The organism is Paenibacillus sp. V4I5 (genome assembly GCF_030817255.1).
In the GTDB taxonomy this organism is placed as follows: Bacteria; Bacillota; Bacilli; order Paenibacillales; family NBRC-103111; genus Paenibacillus_E.
This window is the reverse complement of record NZ_JAUSZB010000002.1, coordinates 7,725,066-7,744,390: the sequence shown is the minus strand read 5'-3', so window position 1 is coordinate 7,744,390 and position 19,325 is coordinate 7,725,066. Positions and strand designations below refer to the sequence as shown.

Sequence of the window (19,325 nt, the reverse complement as noted above, 5' to 3'; positions counted from 1 at the left end):
AGGTTCACCCCGCAAATTACATTCTGATTAAAATAAGGCATTCTCTTTATCCGATTTACGCACAAGGAAATTCGTTACCATAATGGTCGCAAAACAGAGGATGGATTGATAGAATCCTATCGCAGACGACATCCCGATTTCATTGTTAACTAATAGGGAACGATACACATACGTGTCAATGACATCCGTCGTTTGATATAGCAGACCATTGTTGCCCACGAGTTGGTAGAATAGTCCGAAATCCCCGCGGAAAATACCGCCAATCGCCAGTAGAACAAGAATGGTTATCGTCGGACGCAAGGAAGGAAGCGTAATATATCGAATCCTTTGAAAGACATTGGCGCCGTCAATTTCAGCTGCTTCATACGTTTCTCGATCAATGCTAAGGATTGATGCCATGTAAAATACAGCGCCGTAACCAACCGCTTTCCACGCTGAGAAAAAGATCAGAATATACTTCCAATACTCCGGAGTGGTATAAATATCTAACTCAGGAATATGTAGGGATCGAAGCAGTGTATTCACGGTTCCATGCTCATAATTAAAAAGATTGTAAGCTACAGCACCTACAACGACCCAGGATAAAAAATACGGTAGAAACATAATTGTTTGCGCTGTTTTGCGAAACAGTTTCGAGCCAATTTCGGCCATCAGAATCGCCACCACAATCTGCAGCACATTGTTAATAATGATAAAAGCCGCATTGTAAAGCATCGTGTTCCGAGTGACTCTAAACGCATCACCCGTCATAAAAAAGAATTTGAAGTTATCAAATCCTACCCAAGGTGAGCCCATAATGCCCAAGTCATAGCGGTACTGCTTGAACGCAAGCACGATACCGGCCATGGGCACATAGCTGAAAAGTAAGAAGTAAAGAACTGCCGGCGCAATCATGAACAGCAGTGTTTTCTTTGACTTGAGTCGATACAGGAGTCCTGTTCTCATCTTTATTCGTTCCCCCATCCGGTTCTAGTTGTTCTCTCCTGTTACTAAATTAACAGGTTCCATTCCACCTAGTAACCCGACAAAATATCGATTCCCTGTAACTTTTGCGGATAGCACCTAAGTTAGTGGCTTTGCTATCTAATATGCGCTAATCTTAAGCTACACTAGGATAAACGATTCCGCCGTCCTCCAGGACGAGTGCGTTTATCCAGGTTGATGCAAAGCCAAAGTATAAAACTTATACTTTCTTATCAACTTTAGAGAAGCTTACTCCTACATCATAAGTTTCTTTGAAAATTCTTGGGGGCGATTTTAACTATGAAACTTCTTTTCGCAGAGGATGAAAAATTCACGAGAGAAGGTATTCGTAAATCGATAGCATGGGGAGAACTCGGGATTACCGAGCTTGTCGAGGCAGTCGATGGTCTAGAAGCGGTTGCTATCGCTGAGCAATTCCAGCCCGATATTGTGCTGACAGATATTCGCATGCCGCGCATGGACGGCATTGAGCTCGCCACACATCTTCGGCGGAAGTATCCACTGTGCAAAATTGTTTTTATGAGTGGATACGCAGATAAAGACTATTTGAAAGCAGCGATATCGTTGAAAGCGGTTAGCTATGTAGAGAAACCGATTGATATCGAGGAGCTAGAAGAAGCGTTGCGAATCGCAATAGCCATTTGCTTGGAAGAACAGCGGCATTTGGCGAACGACGCGGTAGCCAGAGATAATAAGAGCTATATCAAGCAAGAAGCAGCACTCCAGCTCATACGCGGGGGATTTGTCGAGGAATTGCTAGTTAAGCGACTGTTAGCCGTTGGTTTCGAGGCATCGCTTCACGCCCCGGCAGTTACGATCATGGCCAAGCTAATCACGCCACAACCAGCCAAAGAAATTATCAGTTCCATTATTGAGTCTGCGCTGACGGATTGCGAGAGCCCCTACTTATATGCACTGAAAGATGACAATCATGTCATCCTGCATTTATTTTCGAGCGGCATAGAGCCTTTAGAAAGCAGTGGATTGCATCATGTTTGTTACGAACTCTCTTCTGCTTTAAAAAAGGAATTCCATTCCTTCTCCATTGCCGCGGGGAAAATAGTTCCTGCGGTTAAACGGCTGCAGGAGTCGTACACAAGTGCTGTCCTGCGTCTTCAGGAGTCTTTTTTTCATAAACCATGCTCCGTCATTCTTCATGACAGTTATGGCAGCGAAGTGCATTCTGAGCATTATCAAGTGCCGGCTGAGTTATTCAACAGGTTCCAAGAATCACTTGTCGAGGAAAACTTTGAGGAAATCTCCCGTTTGTTGAACACGGTTACCGCGGATATTCATCGGCATCCTGGAACGCTAATTGTCAGCGTCAAAGAGCTCTATTATCGTTTAGCTTTAGAAATGGACAAATTTGCTCGCAGCCGAAATGTCATCCTGTTCAATGTCTCGGAAGAAAATAATGTGCCGTGGAAGCTTATTTTGGAATGTCACTTCCTAGATGATATTCATCGGGTAATCACTCAGAAGCTGGACGAGCTAAAGCAATCCTTCAGGGAACGTCGGAACGGAACCATGTCATCTGCCAGTTCGCGGATCATTCGTTACATTCATCTGCATTTTGCTGAGGATAACTTGTCTGTTCAAGATGTAAGTGATCATATGCAAATGACCGCCTCACATCTCATCTCGATTTTCAAAGAAACGACTGGCAAAACCATTAAGCAGTACGTCACAGAATACCGAATGGAAAAGGCGAAGGATTTGCTCCGAAATAATCGATTGAAAGTGCTTGACGTCGCTTCACAGGTGGGGTTTAAAGATGGAGAGCATTTCGCGAAAATATTTCGGAAATCCACAGGGATGACACCTTCCGAGTATCGGGAGCGATGTCAACTATGATATTCACTTTTATTCAAACGATACGAAAATGGCTGTACAACGCGAAATTACGGCATAAAATCATGGTTACCTATTTACTGCTGATCATGATTCCACTTGGCTTCTATCAATTCATTGCTTCGGATAAAATGTCAGCCATCATCATTAATCATGTGACGTATTCGGCAAAGCAAGGCTTCGACCAAACTTATTCGTTCCTCAGCTACCGCGTACAGCGAATAGCGGAAACAACGAATATTCTGGTTTCGAATACAACCATTTCTGGCATTTTAATGGACACGAGTATCACCCAAAATATTAATCGTGAGCTGCAGGATTACAGCAATCTCAAGCAGCTCCTCCGATCTATGCAGGACAGTCTTGATATTTCACGGGTCATCCTCTATGTGCCGAAGGCGTTTATTTTCTCCAACGAATCGGAGAATTTCCTGCCCCTAGAGCAGACTGTTGACAGCCCTTGCTTTACTCGTTTAAACGAACTGAATGCCAAGTATTTATGGTGCTCGCCATCGGAATTAGGTTCTCATGCTACCCATGATAACTCCTCCCTCTATGTGGTTAGGAGCATTCTGGATCCAAATAATTATTCGGTGCCCATCGGCCAGCTGCGTGTGGATGTACAAGCAGAGACACTGCGATCCATGCTTAAAAAAGCCAACGTCGTGAAGAACAGCGCCACCTTCCTAGTCGACCAGAACCAGCAGATCGTTCTTGCATCTGAACCTCTAACTCTTACCGACTTTACCCTGCCGGATGTCTTCAGCGACACGGTCACGATGAATTGGCAAAGCAACAATAACTACTATTTATACCGGCAGCTTCCATCGAATTGGGGCATGGTGACAGTCATTCCGCTAGATGAAGTCGTTCAACAAAGCAATGAACTGCGCAATGACTTACTAATTATTCTGCTTATTGTAAGTGTACTTGCCTACCTGCTAGCCTATTTATTTTCCTTTTCTGTCACTCGGCGTATTTCACAATTGACGAGCCGTTTGCGTGATGTACAGAAAGGCAATCTCATCGCACTGGCTCAAACGCAAGGAAAAGATGAAATTGGGGAGCTGATTCAGACCTACAACTACATGATTGAACAAATTAGCTCAATGAATAAGGAGCATTACCGATTAGGACAAGAAGTAAAAAACGCGGAGCTGAAAGCACTCCAGTCGCAAATCAATCCTCACTTCCTATATAATACGCTCGATCTCATTAACTGGATGGCTGACAGCGGTCTTAACACGGACATCAAAAAGGTCGTCACGGCGCTAGCTCGTTTCTATAAAGTCAGCTTAAGCAGCGGGAAAGATATTATTTCGCTTCGCGAGGAATTAAAGCATGTTTCTTTTTACGTGCAGATTCAGAATATCCGATTTGAAAATAAGATTGATTTTCAGATCCATGTTCCCGAGGAGCTATTAGATAACGCGATTCCGAAAATTACTCTGCAGCCAATTGTAGAAAATGCGATCCTGCACGGTATTCTTGGCCGTACCCACCGAGAAGGTACGATTATGATTAGTGGCACAAGGGTGAATGACAACATTCACCTGATCATCAAGGACGACGGCGTCGGCATGCGCGCGAATCAGGTCGAAGACATCATGACGGGCACGAGCCGCAGCAAAATCAGCGGCAGCGGATACGGCGTCAAAAACGTCATCGAGCGCATTCGCCATTATTTCGGTGAACCCGCGAATTTGACATATCGGAGCGTACCTGGCGAGGGTACGGAAGTGGAGATTACGATTCCCGTAACACCGGGATCGGAGATACTTTGATAGATAGAAAGAGCCTTGGGAAGCAGCTGCTTCCCAAGGCTCTTCTTCTATCTATTCCAAATAAAACACTTCACGCATCGGTTGGATTGGCACCGCTTCGCGGAAGTCGAAGGAACCGACGACCATCTTCGAAGTAATCGCATTCCATCGATTACAAGCCTCGCTTTCTGCTAAATAAGCGAAAGCAGCTTCTAAATCATCGCACAAGAAGCAATAAAAAAATTGTGCACCATTTTGAAAGATCGAGTAATCCCTGATCCCTGCCTTCGTATGCTCTTCCATAATTTCCGGCCATGGAGCCAGATGCATACTTACGTATTCCTCTAAAACTTCTTCACGTATCGTCCATGTCCATGCGAATTTCCCACTACTTGTCATACGGTCACCCTTTCCCATTAACATGTAATCAATTGTACTTTACCGCGACAACTTCGTCCCGTCAATAAACATCATTGTCCAAGCTTTTATACAGAAAAAGACGACAGCCAACTAAGGCCGTCGTCTCGTGTTGTAGGGTGTTTATTGTTCAATTTTACGGGATGCTCCAATGAACCAAACGAGAAAAGCGCAGCACAGCATTGCAATAAAGCCATAGCCGCCGAACACGTCATACTTTGAAGCGAAGTAGCCGAAGCCAAGACCTGCGAAAGTATGCACTAGATTCTCCCCTAACGACTGGAACGAATCGATCGTGGCCCGCATGGAGGAATTGATCCGGTGATGCAAGTAGCCAGTAGCGATAGGCTCCATCACGCCAGAGAACAAACAGATGATAAGCATCGCTGTTAGGCCGATGAAATCCATACTAAAGGCAACATAAGTGAAGCCAACGGCGAATACACCCATAACCATGAAAATCAGCGCTCTATAACTAATCCAACGTAACAGCACGTGCGCCATCAGATTGCCAGGGAGCTGCAGCAGCATGATCGCGGCGGATAACACGCCGAAATAGACAACCGGCATACCCAATCTGCTCACGTACAACTGCCAGAATTCTTCGATGTAGCCCATGGCAGCACCTGTTACCATCGCTGAAAGCATCACAAGGGTGACACTTGGATTCGTTCGGAAAAAGCGCAGTGACACAGCGACATATGTCTTAAAAGGAATAACTTCCTCAAGAGAAGTGCTGTCTTCAGCAGCAGGCTCGATCAATAGCAATGAAAGGACCAGAGCGATCAGTGCGCTTCCGAGTGATATCCAATAGTTCAGCTCGTAGCCGTATTTACTTGCGAGCAAGCTTCCACACAAGGCGGCGAGTATGGCGGATACGAAGTCGCAGGCGTTCAATCTGCCAAGCTGCTTTTCGAACAAATTGGTCTTCCCTTGCAGCTTTAAGGAATCGTAAAGCAAGGCATTTTCTGAGCCGCTGCTTGCCGATCTACTCACGCCCGCCAGGAAAACAACCAAAGCAAAGTGCCAGAATTCGGTTGCATACAGTAAAATCAGAAACTCGCTGCACCCGAGCAGGCTACTGAGCACAAGCATTTTTTTTCGGCCACACTTGTCGGCCATAATGCCGGTCGGAACCTCCAGAAGGACGATTGTCAGGGCGTAAATAATTTCCGTATACACGACCATCTGAATGGTCATGCCCCGTTCCTCCCAGAATAGCCTCTCGATGACGTAGGCTGGGATAAGGCTGGAAAAGAAGCGGAGCGCATATAGTTTGGGAAGATTGGCTGTGTGGTCCATGAAGGAGCTCCTCTCCTATATCTGATTGGCTAATTTGGCTCAATCAAATCAGGAGGCGCTCGCGGTGGACTAGCGGTTACGTCTTAGCAGGGAGGTCGTGCGAAAGCTATCATAGTGGGGTCTCTCCTTTCTTTCAGATCGTAGTTATCCCCATCATAAGTTGAGAAGCAGGGCGCGTCAATGTGTTTATTTGAGCTGCTTTCTGTGTAGATACCATGCAAGTATGCCCATTGAAATAACCGCTCCGGCTAATCCAAGTCCCATGTCTTTTTGAGTATCAAAAACATCACCTTGTAGACCAACATATTCCTCCCCATGTTGCCCAGCTACAAAAGCAGCTACCATCTCTATGATTTCGAAGCAGGCGCTGCAACTGAAAACGACTGTCGTGGGAATGACATAAGACCAAAAACCACGCTGTGCAGCTGCCCGGGTTAACAATTCGCGGAATGGATATGCCCAGAACAAACCGAATGCGAAATGAACGACCCGATCATAGTAGCTTCTCTGGATATGAAACGAGGCCTTCAGCCACATGTCAAACGGTGTTCTCTGGTAGGTATAATGGGCCCCATAGGTATGTAAGCACAGAAAAATAAACATGAGTAAATAAGAAGCATTGGAGAACCGGAAAACTTTATAAGTGAAAGTGAGAACAAGCACCACGATAACGGGAAGTATGCTCTCCATAAGCCATTGTATCCTGTCAGTGGGTGAAAAGGCCGTGAATCCCCAATACACAACAAACACAAAGATCATCAAGTGCAAAAGCCAATTGCGGGATAACGGTATGTCCGGGTTCGTCAGCATGTTCGTCCGTTCCTTTTACCTAGGCTGCTAATCATGTAGAAGCCCACCTTTCTTCCGCCTTGTTTGTTTTATTTCTGGATTAAATATAACAAAATCCCGTTAGCCATTTCGGCCAATGGGAAATTTATAAAATGACTTTAGTCTTCTGGTGTACGATCCAAGTATAAACGAGTCACTGAAGTAACATCGCCCTTTTCAATATCTTCTTCGGTTGCTTTTTTTTCAAGAGGATCATGCGTGTTCATACCGGGTGCAATTGTCGGCTCGTTATGGTTGGATTGGGACTTGTCTTTCAAATTGATCACCTCCATCAACCATAGTTTGGATAAATATGCCGATTCTATACTTGGGCAATAAATTCTTTAAACAATTACTAAAGGAATGTCACTAGGCACACAATATAGGCAGACCCCAATAAAAGGAGATTCTAATGAGAAAAATTCTACTTTGTTTCTTTGTGTTTTCGTTCCTTGTCCATGTTAATTTTTATGCTTTTCATCAAAATGTTGTAACTGCACAAACCTCATCACTTCCCTCGCCGGGAATGAAGGTGGATCGAAACAATACCGCTTTGGTGATCACTGATCCACAAAATGACTTTTTAAGTCCAAAAGGTGCAGCATGGCATTTAGTTAAAGACAGTGTTGCTGAAAATCATACGATCGAGAACATTGAATCATTATTAAAAACAGCAAAAGCGAATCAGTTTAAAGTGTTTGTTTCTCCTCATTACTATTATCCCTATGACCAAAAATGGATGTTTGGAGGCGCTATGGAACATTCGATGCACGCTCTCAACATGTATCAACGAAAAGGTCCATTAACGCTCGATGGCTTTAAAGGTTCTGGTGCCGACTTTTTGGACAGATATAAACCCTTTATTGAAGATGGTCAAACCGTTATCACAAGCCCACATAAAATTTACGGCCCCGAAGCCAATGACTTGGTTTTGCAACTGCGAAAACAGGGAATTACCCGCATCATTCTTGCAGGTATGTCTGGGAACTTGTGCGTTGAATCTCATATGCGCGAACTAATTGAACAAGGCTTTGAAGTGGCAGTGGTTCACGATGCTACAGCATCCGGGAAAATGAACGACTTGGATGGGGATAAGGCTGCAAAAATAAATTTTCGTATGATTGCTAGTGCTTCGTGGCCAACAAATGAGGCTGTAGAAAAAATGAAATCAATGAATTGATAGGGCGGTCCCAAAATAAATAAGATCACTCAGAGGCACAGAAATCAAAAAAAAATGAGGTGGCAAGGTCATTCTTGCCTTCTCATTTTTTGTTTTTATCGATTGCAAAGGACAGTCCACTTTAAGCCCCTTCCTTCTTGAAAAAACACCTCGTTTATGAAGCAATCTCTGTCGTTTCACGAACTAGCGCGTCAAATAGGCCAATTGCCTTGGACAAATCAGAACGCTCAGCTGTCAAACAGGCGAAGCCTTCCTGAACGCGTGACTCGAAAGCAATTGGAGCCAATTGAAAACGACTGCACTGAGCTACTGCCCCTTTTTCGTTCAGAAGATAAACCCCATTGCATGCAAACAACACTTGAGTCAAACAACTTACGGTCCGAAAAAGATGACCTGCCGCATAAGATACATCCTTACGGCTCAATGCTTTTTTGGCATTCGATACGGAAAATTCAGCTTCCCACATAAACTTCGAGACTGTCGCTTGCCGAAGGGGATCCGGATACTGCTCTGTCAACGTCTTCATCTCAGCGACTATGCCATCCGGATCCCAGAGAGGTCGGCAATACGCCGCTTCTCCCATGTAAATGGATGTGCAAAATCCATGAGGGTGCCCTGGCTGATAATGGATGTCGATTCGACCTTGGCGGCAATCGTTGATCGCGCCAGTTACAATCTCCGTATCGCGGTAGAGGAGATCTAATGAATAACCTCCCACCTTTAACCAGCCGCCGCCGTTAATCCAGGGTCCCCATCCGCCTAGCGGCGTAATTAGACCAATACGTCGTTCGTCGTCTAGCGTCGATGCTAATCTATCAAGAACATCCGTATTGATCGGGTATCCAGATCGGTAGTAGAGTCCAATGTCAATGTCGGATTCCGGTGTTTCTGTCCCACAGGCCCGAGATCCGCCCAACACAACTGCCCCAATTCCCGGGACATTGCGTAATTGCCCAACAACGGATTCAATTACATCGTTTGCATCCATGTTCCATAGCCTCCATTCCATATGAAAGCCAGCCCAACAACAAGATGAATGGCCAGCTCCGACACATATTATTAAAAGTGTAGGACAAGTATGATTTGAGGTTCAATAACTATTTTTTCTTTCCATATCAGATTTCCCTCTGACTGTTCGAAAGAGACGCTTTTACCGCCAATCATGACACTCTTCACGACTCGCCCAACTAACAGTCCACTTCCAAAGCTGGATAGACTTAGTTCCCCCATCAATACCTCTAACTCCATCTGTTCATCACTGCAGCGGAACTCGCCCCAACCGTCGTTCAAGCTCCAGAAACAACGGAAATCTTGAGCCTGCCATTTCGGGCTAAAGCCGATATGTCCACTTACCATATCATATTCGAAACCGCTAAGAGCAAGAAGCAGCCCATACGACGCCATGGAACGGGCATAATTGCTGCCGCATTCGAACTCGTTCCATGGATTGCGACGCTCTCCATCATATCTGTCTCGAACAGACTTAACGGCGCTTAGCCCTTCTGTCACGAGCCCTTCATAGATCATATGGCAAGCAGCCTGATATTCGAACCCATTCATACATTCATCTGCATAAGGAACCGGCACGGTCGGGCAGTTATCGTCGGGCCAAGTACAGATCATGAGTCCGGACTCGTCATTTAATCCATAGATACGGCAGGCGTTTGGATAATCGCCTAAATTCTCGATGTAATTATTGTCATAAATCGATTGGACCGCTCGTTTCACTTTCACAGGATCAAGGACATAGCCGAGGCCTACAAGATGGGCAAACCATTGCCCGAGTACTTGATCTATGCCGCAGCCTTCACCAATCTGATACTTATGCTCTCCTGCCTCATCATTCCAGTACACTTCTTCCGCTTCATATTTTTCGAGGACAGATCGGTCTTTGAGATCGACTAATTGATGGAAGTACCGACCATTGAACAAATGCTCGTTCGTCCAAGCGTACCCTTTTGCGTAAAGCCCTTCATACTCTGCCGCTTTCTCCTGTTCACCAAGAGTTCCCGCCATCTCTGCTGCCGCCTTCAACGCAGTCAAGTACATGCTCGTCAGCCATGAATTGGGGCCGAACAATTCCATGTCCAGCGTATGATGCTGGCGACCTTCCATGACACCGTCCTTGTCGGCATCCCATTGGTCTTCGTTTGTAGGATCCCAGGCATATTCGAGAGCTTTACGAATATTCGGCCATATCGAGCGCAGCCATTCCGTATCGCCTGAAATTTTCCATTCCCTATAGGACTTAATCACGCCTCCCATCTGACCGTCAGCAGCCGCCCTGAACGTGTTATCACGAGTCGTTCGCTCGGCGGGCAGCATGAGGCGGAACGCCATTTTTCCATTCTCAAACTGGGCATGTTTGTACTCGATGTTTCGCATCGAACGGGCAAGTGCCGGGAACAAGAAGGCTGTCGCCTGCTCGTAATTCCATACATGTGTGCAGGAACCTTCACACGAGCCTTCGTTCGTATGAACGCCCTCGAAACCGTAAAGTGTCCCGTCAGTCAAACGCAGCACTGTAGGCGATTTCAGGATCGAAATGTTGCTGCTAATAGCGTCAATCACAGTGTCGGGAAGTGTAGAATGGAACAGCGTTTCTTGGAACAACCGCGTCTCCTTGTTCAATCGATCATAGTGTTCCATGATGTAATTTGCCGAATCTGTGGAGTCACGGAACAGCGTCGAGTAGTAGTTTTTCCAAGAAGGTTGCCGCCCGCTATCATCCCCACTGCCTGGATTCCAGAAGTTTACGCAATTCGGAAAGTTCCAGGCAAGCACGAAACGGAATCTTGCCTTCCCACCAGCTGCTACCGTGCGATGCCCGCTCAGCAGGCCAACATCCTGATGCTTTTCATGCAGCCTCTTCGCATCCAGTTCACGCGGTCCTTCGTAACTTCGTTCCTGAAAGCGGCCTGGCTGACGGAAATCCTTCCAGAATACGGTCAAGTTATCGAACCATCCACCACGATACCAATATGATTGATAGCTGACGTCATCATTGTCAGTCATCAACGTCAGATCGCCGAATTCCGCTTCGTCCACTTCATACTGTGTGGATGACATACGGATGGCTCGTCTTCCGCCGAATTCCACTGCTTCATTGACAGCCCCTTGACGAAACGGATTTGACACATTGCCGACCACACTGATCTCCAACTCATCCGTTGACCGATTCGTCACCTCATACTCGAAAATGGCACAAGGTATAGAGGAATCCCGATCATTCAGAGGAATAAACGGATTGAAGGCTGTCAGTTTGACCGTGATCGGGTCATCCGCATCGTCGAACGTCATTTCTGCGAATGGGAATTGTCCTTGGAACGATGTGTTTGTAAAGTGAGGAAAGCCGGCCATGTTTTCCCGTCTAGGTCCGTACCCATAACCCTCGAATTTCCCTTTCCCTTCTCCTGTGTACGGTGTTTGTAAATCCCCATTGAGCACTTTGGTTAGTTTGACCTCACCCTTGCATTCCGCCTTTACGGCAAAGAATGAGAATCCGTTAAAGCTCAGCTTGTTGGGCCGGTTGAAAATTTCCCAATCTATCAGACGTCCGTTGCCGGCGAGACCGATACTACCCGTTCCAATCCCGCCAAGCGGAAAAGAGATTTGGCTCGTTTTGGTTCCTGTATACATAAAATCTTTGTCCATACGAAACTGTTGGTTTAGTATATTGTTGCTCATATCTTAGCCTCCTCAAGTTCCTAACTGATTTCATGAATCCTGGCAGGCCTCATAGTTTAAGACCACCCGCCGTAATGCCATCTAGCAAGTATTTTTGTCCGAAAATGTAAAAGAGCAGCGGAACGATAAGCGACAATGTCACCCCTGCCAGAATAGCAGACAAATTCCCCGTCCCGAACGCTCCGGTTAATGCCGTCATACCGATCGGCAGCGTCATTTTTTCAAAGGAATTCAGAAAAATTAATGGGCGGAAAAAATCGTTCCAATGCGCGATGAAACTTATGACCGAGGTAACGGCAACCGCCGGAAACGACATGGGAAGGATGACTTTAAGGAAAACCCATAATCGGCTAGCACCGTCCATATAAGCGGCTTCGTCATAGGAATAGGATATGGTCATCATAGTTTGCCGAATCATGAATATTCCGAACGGGTTGATAAGGCCCGGCAAAATGAGCGCCAAGTGCGTATCGACCAAACCTAACTTCGACATCAGAATGAACTGAGGAATGATCGTTACCTGTCCTGGGATCATAAGTCCGGAAAGAAAGACGAGAAATAGGACGTTGCGTCCCGGAAAAGCAATACGAGAGAAGGCAAAAGCCGCCATGCTTGAGATGAACACTCCGTGCACGTGAACGGAAAAAGCTAAAAAAATTTGTTACGAAGATACAATTACCGATAGGGGCGTCCCCCTCGCCACCGTTCCTGCATATGAGTGGCAAATTAACAATATGAGCTTCAATTACGTAAATCGTGCACGTGAACGACCTTATCTTATCAAATGCCCCCAAGTTTGTAAACGCTTTTATTACAAATTAGTTCATCTTTCCTATACCTACTCTTCCCTGCATCGTTCACGAGCACGGGTATTGACCAACCCGCTCTGTTAAGCTACGATTAGACCACTAGATCCCATTCTCACGGAGGCCGCATGAACATTACAAGTAAACAAATCGCCGAGCTGTGCGGAGTTACACGGGGAACGGTGGATCGGGCGTTAAACAACCGTCCCGGTATTAATCCGGAAACTCGTGTGAAAATACTGCGGGTCGCAGAGGAGCTCGGCTACCGCCCCCATTTTCTAGCACAAAGCCTTGTCAAAGGGCATACAAAAACGTTAGGTATCGTGCTGTTTGACATTCATAATCAGATTTTCTCCCAGCTATTCCACGCATTCGAAGCCGAAGCTAGGAAACGGGGTTATATCGTCTATCTTGTCCTTTCTAATCGTGACAAGGACCTAGAACTAGAGTATATCAACAACTTGTTAGATCGTAGAGTCGACGGAATCGCATTGCTGCCGACCAATTTCAACAAAAAATTTGAATCTCTTTTGACACGTTCGCGGACACCTATCGTAACATTCGGCAATCGCCTTTCAGGCCCTTTTCCTTATGTTTGGATCGACGACAAGCAAGCGATCAGAGACTCTGTCGCCTTTCTCTCCAGTCAAGGCTATCGGTACTTGATCTACTTAAGCCCGCCTCTAATGCGAAAGGGGAAAGAGAATATTTATGTGCCCGAACAACGATACCTTGGTTTTATCGAGGCATGTGATGAGATCTCAGATATGCGGCATAACGTCATCGCACAGAAAAATTATTTGGCTGAGTTGGAGCAATTGATAGAGAAAACGGACAGCAAGAGTGCGATCTTATGCTCTAGTGACGTGTACGCACTTGAGGTTCTGAAATGGTTGAAATCCCGCAAAATCCGAGTACCCGAACAAATTGGCCTCATGGGTTTCGATAACATTCATGTATTAAAATACATTAATCCCGCACTAACAACAGTGGACTATAATGTGAATGAAATCGGCACGAAACTCGCCGACATCTTAATTAGCCAAATTAACAATGACGAGGTTCCTGCCGAGACACTTATCACTCATCATGTCCTTCAGGGAGAATCCGTCACGCTGGACAGAGATTTATAAGTCTCTGTCTTTTTCAGCGCAACATGAGTGGTCAACCTGAATAGCTTTAAGAGCCATCGGCGAACGATTGGCCTTTGGTGGCAAGAGCTTGACGGATCTGCTCCAGAGCCTTTGGTCCCATTCCATGAAGCTTCAATATCTCGGACTCGGTGAGCTTGGTGAACTGCTCTAGCCGCAAGTATCCAGCACTTGCGAGTGCTCGACGACCTGGATTGCTTAACTTCGGAAGGTCAGACTTCTGCTCGTCGGCAATTTCCACATGATTAGGTTCAATGCTTTTGTGTTTAGGCATCTTAAGTCCTCCTTATTTTCTCCCATTAACGTTCAATGACAACCTGTGTCACGATTTTCTCCGGCCCAATTTCGTATCCTGCAAACCAAATCTTTACGCTTTCTCCCATTTTGATGTCGGAAATGTCCGCATTTTTATCATTCATCCACACTTGTGTAATTGGGAGCAGTCGATGCTTTACACCATCAACTTCGATTGTTCGTTCTGTGTTAACGCCTTCACCCGTTTTCTCTAATCCCGTGACATTACCTCTTGCATCGCCTATTCCATTGTCTCTTGTCATTATTTCAAGGCGTAGTCCCGTTGTTTGCCCTGGGTAACTCGTCAACATCAAGCCTTCGCTCCAAACCTTGACTATAGAGCCGATTCTTACGTCCCTCGCATGGATTAGCTTCCCTTCAAACTCCATGTTCGCATCGTCCGACATCGTGTACCACGCAGCGTCAGGCATTTTCTTTTCTTTGTCTAAGAATTTATTGGATGACACAACCAGAAACCGACCCTTTTCATCGATTGCAGTGATTTTGCCAGTCAATCCTGGTTGATCTCCAATTGTGTATACCGAAATGTTCAGTGGAAACTCGCCACCGACCGCCTTATAGATCGATTGTCTGAGCCCGGCTTCCTCATCCTCAGACATCAACTTAGAATGATCGCCAATTCGACGGATTTCTAGGAAACCTTCGTTTTCGTTGCTGTATGATGACTGGAACTTCACATGGTGGCTTTCAAATACGTTTTTCAATGAGGGGAGCTGATTCACATACTTTTCCAACTCCTGTTTAGATATAGATGCCACCTTTCCAGGAGTCTTGGATGGCTCAGCTCCCTCACCTCTGTTCAGGAGATTCGATTTCCCACAACTTGAAAATAACATCGCTACAACTATTATACAAACAACTACACCGAACAACCTCATCTCTTTCCGCACGACACGCCTCCTTATTCAAGAGTAGGATAGTTACTATTTGACAGGTATCCTTTCATGATTTTGTAACTATTAGACGCGTTAAAGCTAATCATAGTTTCGTTATACTGCCCTTCTGAATGGCACAAAAAAAACCCACAGCAACAGGCTGCGGGTTAAGTTTTATTGGCAAGTATAGCTGCTATAGCTGTTCCATGCTACAATCGTACACTCGCCACGACAGGATAATGGTCTGACGGATAACGACCGTTGTACATACTTCGGTCGACGTTGATTGAAGTCACTTGAATTTCGGGCGTCACGAAAATGTAATCTATCGGCTCTCCCGTGTCGCCGCCGTTAAAGTCATGCCAGGTGCTGCCTACTTTATCGTTCGCGTCGTAAGCGTCACAAAGCCCCGCTTGGGTCAGAATTTCGATCACTTTGCTGCTTGGGCTACAGTTAAAATCACCAGTCAACACTGCCGGAATTCCGTCTCGGCCGCTCATGGAGCGGATTCGTTCTACAATAAGCTGGATGCCGTTCGTTCTGGCTTCCTCACTTTTATGATCCAAGTGAGTATTGAACACGAACCACTCCTGTCCGTCTTGCTGCCTAAGCCGTACCCATGTGCATATACGCGGACAACCAGTGTTCCAGCTCAAGTAACCGAGCCTTTCAGGATATTCGGATAGACCGAAGTTCCCGCTCTCGACTGGCTTCAGCAAGCCGCGATGATAGAAGATAGCACAATGCTCGTCTTCGTTCCCTCCCTGACGGCCATCACCAAGCCAAGCATAATCCGATAGCAGCTCCTGCAGATCCTGCAGCATAGCATGCGTTCCCTCCTGCGTGCAAACAATCGCTGCTTCTGCTTTTTTTATGGCCTCAGCCGCTTCATTGATACGATTCGGCCATGCATTGTCGCCATCCTGTTTGACATTAACCCGCAGGTTAAACGTCATCACGGTTATATCCATGGTTATCCTCCAATAGGGTTACAATAACCTGCCAACTTCTTAAGAATTTGTGCTTGTTCTGTCGTCATTTTTTTGCCATTTAGGGCGTCCACTTCGTTAAGGAAAGCATGGAGCATACCTTCCTTTGCCTTTTGATTACCTCGCTTCTCCGCTTCCTGCGCATTCAGAAACTTACTGCATAGCCCACTTGCAATCCCCTGATCGTCCGCCATGAATTGACGAATGAGTTCGCTCACCCCGTCATAAGTCACGGAAACTTGGAACGTAAATGTGACGTTACTGGTGTTCCCTGCCAAGTCTGTGGCCGACACCGTAATATCGTGGCTTCCAGGTTCAAAGGTATAAGCAGGTTGCCCAACGAGTGAAGATGAACACCTTTACTATTAGCCGATCGTGATCTTCCCCTCGGGGTAACGATACGTCTCTTTTTTCGGCAACGGCGACAAGGTATAGGCCAATGTGACGGGACCAAGACGTCCGACAAACATTAACATGATGATAAACACCTTACCGAATCCCGAGAGCTGCGACGTTAATCCAACCGACATTCCCGCGGTAGCATACGCCGAAGTTACCTCGAACAAAATGCCCAAGAATGGGAAGTTCTCGGTGATCGAGAGGATCATTGTCGAAAGTACAATTAAGATAAAGGAGAGCAAAGTAAATGTAATAGCTTTATAAATCCGATCCTTCGAAATTCTTCGATGGAATAGTACAATTTCTTCCCTGCCTCGAACCATTGCGTAAACCGCTCCGACAAGGATTACGAAGGTTGTCACCTTAATCCCCCCACCAGAGGAACCAGGCGCGGCACCGATAAACATCATGATAATGATAAAAAATTGCGTAGCCTGCCGCATCGAAGCGATATCGACCGAATTCACGCCCGCTGAACGTGATGACACGGATTGCAGCATCGCGCTGAGCGTTTTACCTAAGGTGGACAATGGCTGAAGTGTAAGGGAATTCGAGTACTCAAACACAAAGATGACCAGTGTGCCTACCAATATCAGAACCGCAGAGGCGCTAAGGACAACCTTGCTGTGCAGCGTTAGTTTTTTATTCTTAGGGTACGTAAGCAAGTCAGAGATAACGATAAATCCGATTCCGCCTAAAATGATAAGCAACATCGAGACGATATTGATGTACGGGTCTTCTACATAATGCATGAGACTTCCCATTCTATTAGGTAAACCGCCAAACAGATCGAATCCCGCGTTGTTGAATATCGAGATGCTATGAAAAACACCGAAGTACAATGCTTGGCCGATCGGCATTTCAAATGACCATCGAAGTGCGAATAACAGCGCGCCTGCCAGCTCAATATATAGCGCATAGATCAACACCTTGCGAATAAGACGGACTATACCTTCCGTTGAATCATGGTTCATCGCTTCCTGTAAGATGAGACGTTCCTGAAAAGAAATACGGCGGCGTAGTACGAGTGCAATTAGTGTAGACATCGTCATGAAGCCGAGACCGCCAATTTGGACTAGCACAATAATAACAATCTCCCCAAAGGCCGATAAATGCGCTCCTGTATTGATCACAGACAGCCCGGTAACACAAGTAGCGGAAGTCGACATAAATACGGCGTCAATAAATGTTAATCTGGCTTCGCCAACATAGGAGATAGGCAGCCAAAGTAGGACGGCACCTATGAGGATCATTATTACGAATCCGATCGCCATTACTTGAGGTGGACCCCAGCGGAATTTTTTCTTTGAATAATTTAACATATGAAGGCTCCATAAGCATAGGATTGTCCGATTATTGTATAATCTGACAGAAACAAAGTAAAGGCAGCATTAACAAGATGGCATGGCCTTATCGAATTTTTGATCATTTATTTCTTTTTTTCATCCGAATTATGATAAGATATCGTACGATAAGTTTAAGAAGGGAGTTCCAACCGTGTCTCGTATTATTCAAGTAGATGAACGCCCCTCCATAGGTGAAAGTATTCCCCTTAGTTTACAGCATTTATTTGCAATGTTTGGCTCCACCGTGCTGGTCCCTATTTTGTTTAATGTCGATCCAGCTACGATTCTGTTGATGAATGGGTTAGGCACTTTGCTTTATATTTTCATCACAAAAGGAAAGATCCCCGCATTTTTGGGGTCAAGCTTCGCCTTCCTCTCCCCCGTTTTCGTCGTCATCGCTTCCAAAGGATATAGTTCAGCGTTAGGCGGATTTCTGGTCGTCGGATTGATTTTTACGATCATAGCGTTGTTAATTCGTGTCGTGGGGACACGCTGGATTGACGTCGTATTTCCACCTGCTGCGATGGGAGCGATCGTTGCCGTTATTGGTCTAGAGTTAGTACCTACAGCCGCCACTATGGCAGGCATTATTCCGCCAGCTAATTTAAAAGAAGCCTGGGTTCCCAATCCTATCGTTATATCGGTTTCTATTTTTACATTGATGGTAGGAGTAATAGGTTCCGTTGTCTTCCGTGGACTTTTGAAGGTCATTCCGATTTTGGCAGCTATCGTTGCCGGTTACCTACTTGCAGCATTGCTTGGTTTGGTGCATGTAAGCGAAACATTTGGAGGTGCCCAGTGGTTCAGACTCCCTACTTTCTACAGCCCAACATTCGATCTGGCGAGTATTTTAATCATCGCTCCTGCTGCTTTAGTTGTCATTGCTGAGCATATTGGCCACTTGATTGTTACCGGGAATATGGTAGGAAAAGATTTATCAAAAGACCCTGGACTTAGTAGATCCTTACTTGGAAATGGCATCTCTACCATACTGTCCTCTTTAGTAGGCTCAACGCCAAATACAACTTATGGTGAAAACATTGGTGTCATGGCAATTAGCCGCGTATATTCTGTGTGGGTTATCGGAGGAGCAGCGATCCTAGCGATTGTGCTCTCCTTTGTCGGGAAAATCTCAGCATTGATTCAAACCATACCAACACCTGTCATGGGAGGCGTTTCCTTGCTGCTGTTCGGTATCATCGCTGCTTCGGGGGTCCGTATGCTGGTGGAAACCAAAGTCGATTATTCCAAACCGGTCAATCTGATTCTAACTACCGTTGTACTTGTCATTGGCCTTAGCGGAGCAACGCTGAGATTAGGGCATTTTGAACTTAAGGGTATGGCACTGGCCACCATAGTTGCCATTTTGCTTAGCATGTTCTTCAAGCTGTTAGAGGTTTTCAAGCTATCTAACGACAAATGATCAAATCGT

18 protein-coding genes are annotated in these 19,325 nt (G+C 45.8%); 5 read left to right on the top strand and 13 right to left on the bottom strand.

What is annotated here, in order from left to right; genetic code table 11:
- Positions 1-27: 27 nt before the first annotated feature.
- Positions 28-945 (bottom strand): ABC transporter permease, encoded by a 918-nt coding sequence (locus QFZ78_RS36690; protein WP_307554843.1) that lies wholly within the window; start codon positions 943-945, stop codon positions 28-30.
- Positions 946-1,263: 318 nt separating this feature from the next.
- Here QFZ78_RS36690 and QFZ78_RS36685 point away from each other — a divergent pair, with 318 nt between their 5' ends.
- Entirely contained in the window at positions 1,264-2,838 is a 1,575-nt protein-coding gene (locus QFZ78_RS36685; protein WP_307554841.1) for a response regulator, read from the top strand.
- The gene (locus QFZ78_RS36680) at positions 2,835-4,619 is read left to right on the top strand and encodes a cache domain-containing sensor histidine kinase (RefSeq protein ID WP_307554838.1); all 1,785 of its coding nucleotides are present in this window, start codon (positions 2,835-2,837) and stop codon (positions 4,617-4,619) included. The genes QFZ78_RS36685 and QFZ78_RS36680 overlap by 4 nt, the downstream gene beginning before the upstream one ends.
- 51 nt (positions 4,620-4,670) lie before the next feature.
- Here the strand turns inward: QFZ78_RS36680 and QFZ78_RS36675 are convergent, their stop codons facing one another.
- From QFZ78_RS36675 to QFZ78_RS36660, 4 genes are all read right to left on the bottom strand, one after another.
- The gene (locus QFZ78_RS36675) at positions 4,671-4,997 is read right to left on the bottom strand and encodes an L-rhamnose mutarotase (protein ID WP_307554836.1); all 327 of its coding nucleotides are present in this window, start codon (positions 4,995-4,997) and stop codon (positions 4,671-4,673) included.
- 141 nt (positions 4,998-5,138) lie between these two features.
- Positions 5,139-6,317 carry an MFS transporter gene (locus QFZ78_RS36670; RefSeq protein ID WP_307554834.1) on the bottom strand — a complete coding sequence of 393 codons (1,179 nt, stop codon included), beginning with the start codon at positions 6,315-6,317 and terminating at the stop codon, positions 5,139-5,141.
- A 186-nt stretch (positions 6,318-6,503) separates the two neighbouring features.
- Entirely contained in the window at positions 6,504-7,076 is a 573-nt protein-coding gene (locus tag QFZ78_RS36665) for a DUF2238 domain-containing protein (protein ID WP_483874845.1), read from the bottom strand.
- A gap of 188 nt (positions 7,077-7,264) precedes the next feature.
- Entirely contained in the window at positions 7,265-7,423 is a 159-nt protein-coding gene (locus QFZ78_RS36660) for a hypothetical protein (RefSeq protein ID WP_162257231.1), read from the bottom strand.
- Positions 7,424-7,557: 134 nt separating this feature from the next.
- On the opposite strand from QFZ78_RS36660, the gene QFZ78_RS36655 reads away from it, so the two are divergent.
- Complete coding sequence (locus QFZ78_RS36655) at positions 7,558-8,325, top strand: cysteine hydrolase family protein (protein ID WP_307554829.1); 768 nt, start codon at positions 7,558-7,560, stop codon at positions 8,323-8,325.
- A 154-nt stretch (positions 8,326-8,479) separates the two neighbouring features.
- On the opposite strand, the gene QFZ78_RS36650 is transcribed toward QFZ78_RS36655, so the two are convergent.
- The 3 genes from QFZ78_RS36650 to QFZ78_RS36640 all read right to left on the bottom strand — a co-directional run bounded on the left by QFZ78_RS36650 (position 8,480) and on the right by QFZ78_RS36640 (position 12,637).
- Positions 8,480-9,313 (bottom strand): nucleotidyltransferase domain-containing protein, encoded by an 834-nt coding sequence (locus tag QFZ78_RS36650; protein WP_307554827.1) that lies wholly within the window; start codon positions 9,311-9,313, stop codon positions 8,480-8,482.
- A 71-nt stretch (positions 9,314-9,384) separates the two neighbouring features.
- Complete coding sequence (locus tag QFZ78_RS36645) at positions 9,385-12,012, bottom strand: GH116 family glycosyl-hydrolase (protein ID WP_307554825.1); 2,628 nt, start codon at positions 12,010-12,012, stop codon at positions 9,385-9,387.
- Positions 12,013-12,061: 49 nt separating this feature from the next.
- A complete protein-coding gene (locus tag QFZ78_RS36640) occupies positions 12,062-12,637 on the bottom strand; it encodes a carbohydrate ABC transporter permease (protein ID WP_307554823.1) in 576 nt (191 codons plus the stop codon).
- 309 nt (positions 12,638-12,946) lie between these two features.
- Between QFZ78_RS36640 and QFZ78_RS36635 the strand changes: the two genes are divergently transcribed.
- Positions 12,947-13,951 carry a LacI family DNA-binding transcriptional regulator gene (locus QFZ78_RS36635; RefSeq protein WP_307554819.1) on the top strand — a complete coding sequence of 335 codons (1,005 nt, stop codon included), beginning with the start codon at positions 12,947-12,949 and terminating at the stop codon, positions 13,949-13,951.
- Between the two features lie 46 nt (positions 13,952-13,997).
- On the opposite strand, the gene QFZ78_RS36630 is transcribed toward QFZ78_RS36635, so the two are convergent.
- From QFZ78_RS36630 to QFZ78_RS36610, 5 genes are all read right to left on the bottom strand, one after another.
- On the bottom strand, positions 13,998-14,243 hold the full coding sequence (locus QFZ78_RS36630) for a helix-hairpin-helix domain-containing protein (protein ID WP_307554817.1): 246 nt from the start codon (positions 14,241-14,243) through the stop codon (positions 13,998-14,000).
- 25 nt (positions 14,244-14,268) lie between these two features.
- Positions 14,269-15,174 (bottom strand): DUF3221 domain-containing protein, encoded by a 906-nt coding sequence (locus QFZ78_RS36625; RefSeq protein ID WP_307554816.1) that lies wholly within the window; start codon positions 15,172-15,174, stop codon positions 14,269-14,271.
- Positions 15,175-15,368: 194 nt separating this feature from the next.
- Entirely contained in the window at positions 15,369-16,130 is a 762-nt protein-coding gene (locus QFZ78_RS36620) for an endonuclease/exonuclease/phosphatase family protein (protein WP_307554814.1), read from the bottom strand.
- Positions 16,131-16,132: 2 nt separating this feature from the next.
- Positions 16,133-16,441, bottom strand: coding sequence for a hypothetical protein (locus QFZ78_RS36615; RefSeq protein WP_307554811.1), 309 nt, complete (start codon positions 16,439-16,441; stop codon positions 16,133-16,135).
- A 72-nt stretch (positions 16,442-16,513) separates the two neighbouring features.
- Positions 16,514-17,869, bottom strand: a complete 1,356-nt coding sequence (locus tag QFZ78_RS36610) for a TrkH family potassium uptake protein (protein ID WP_307554809.1) — start codon at positions 17,867-17,869, stop codon at positions 16,514-16,516.
- A gap of 175 nt (positions 17,870-18,044) precedes the next feature.
- On the opposite strand from QFZ78_RS36610, the gene uraA reads away from it, so the two are divergent.
- Positions 18,045-19,316, top strand: coding sequence for a uracil permease (gene uraA, locus QFZ78_RS36605; protein ID WP_307554807.1), 1,272 nt, complete (start codon positions 18,045-18,047; stop codon positions 19,314-19,316).
- The last annotated feature ends 9 nt before the right edge of the window (positions 19,317-19,325 follow it).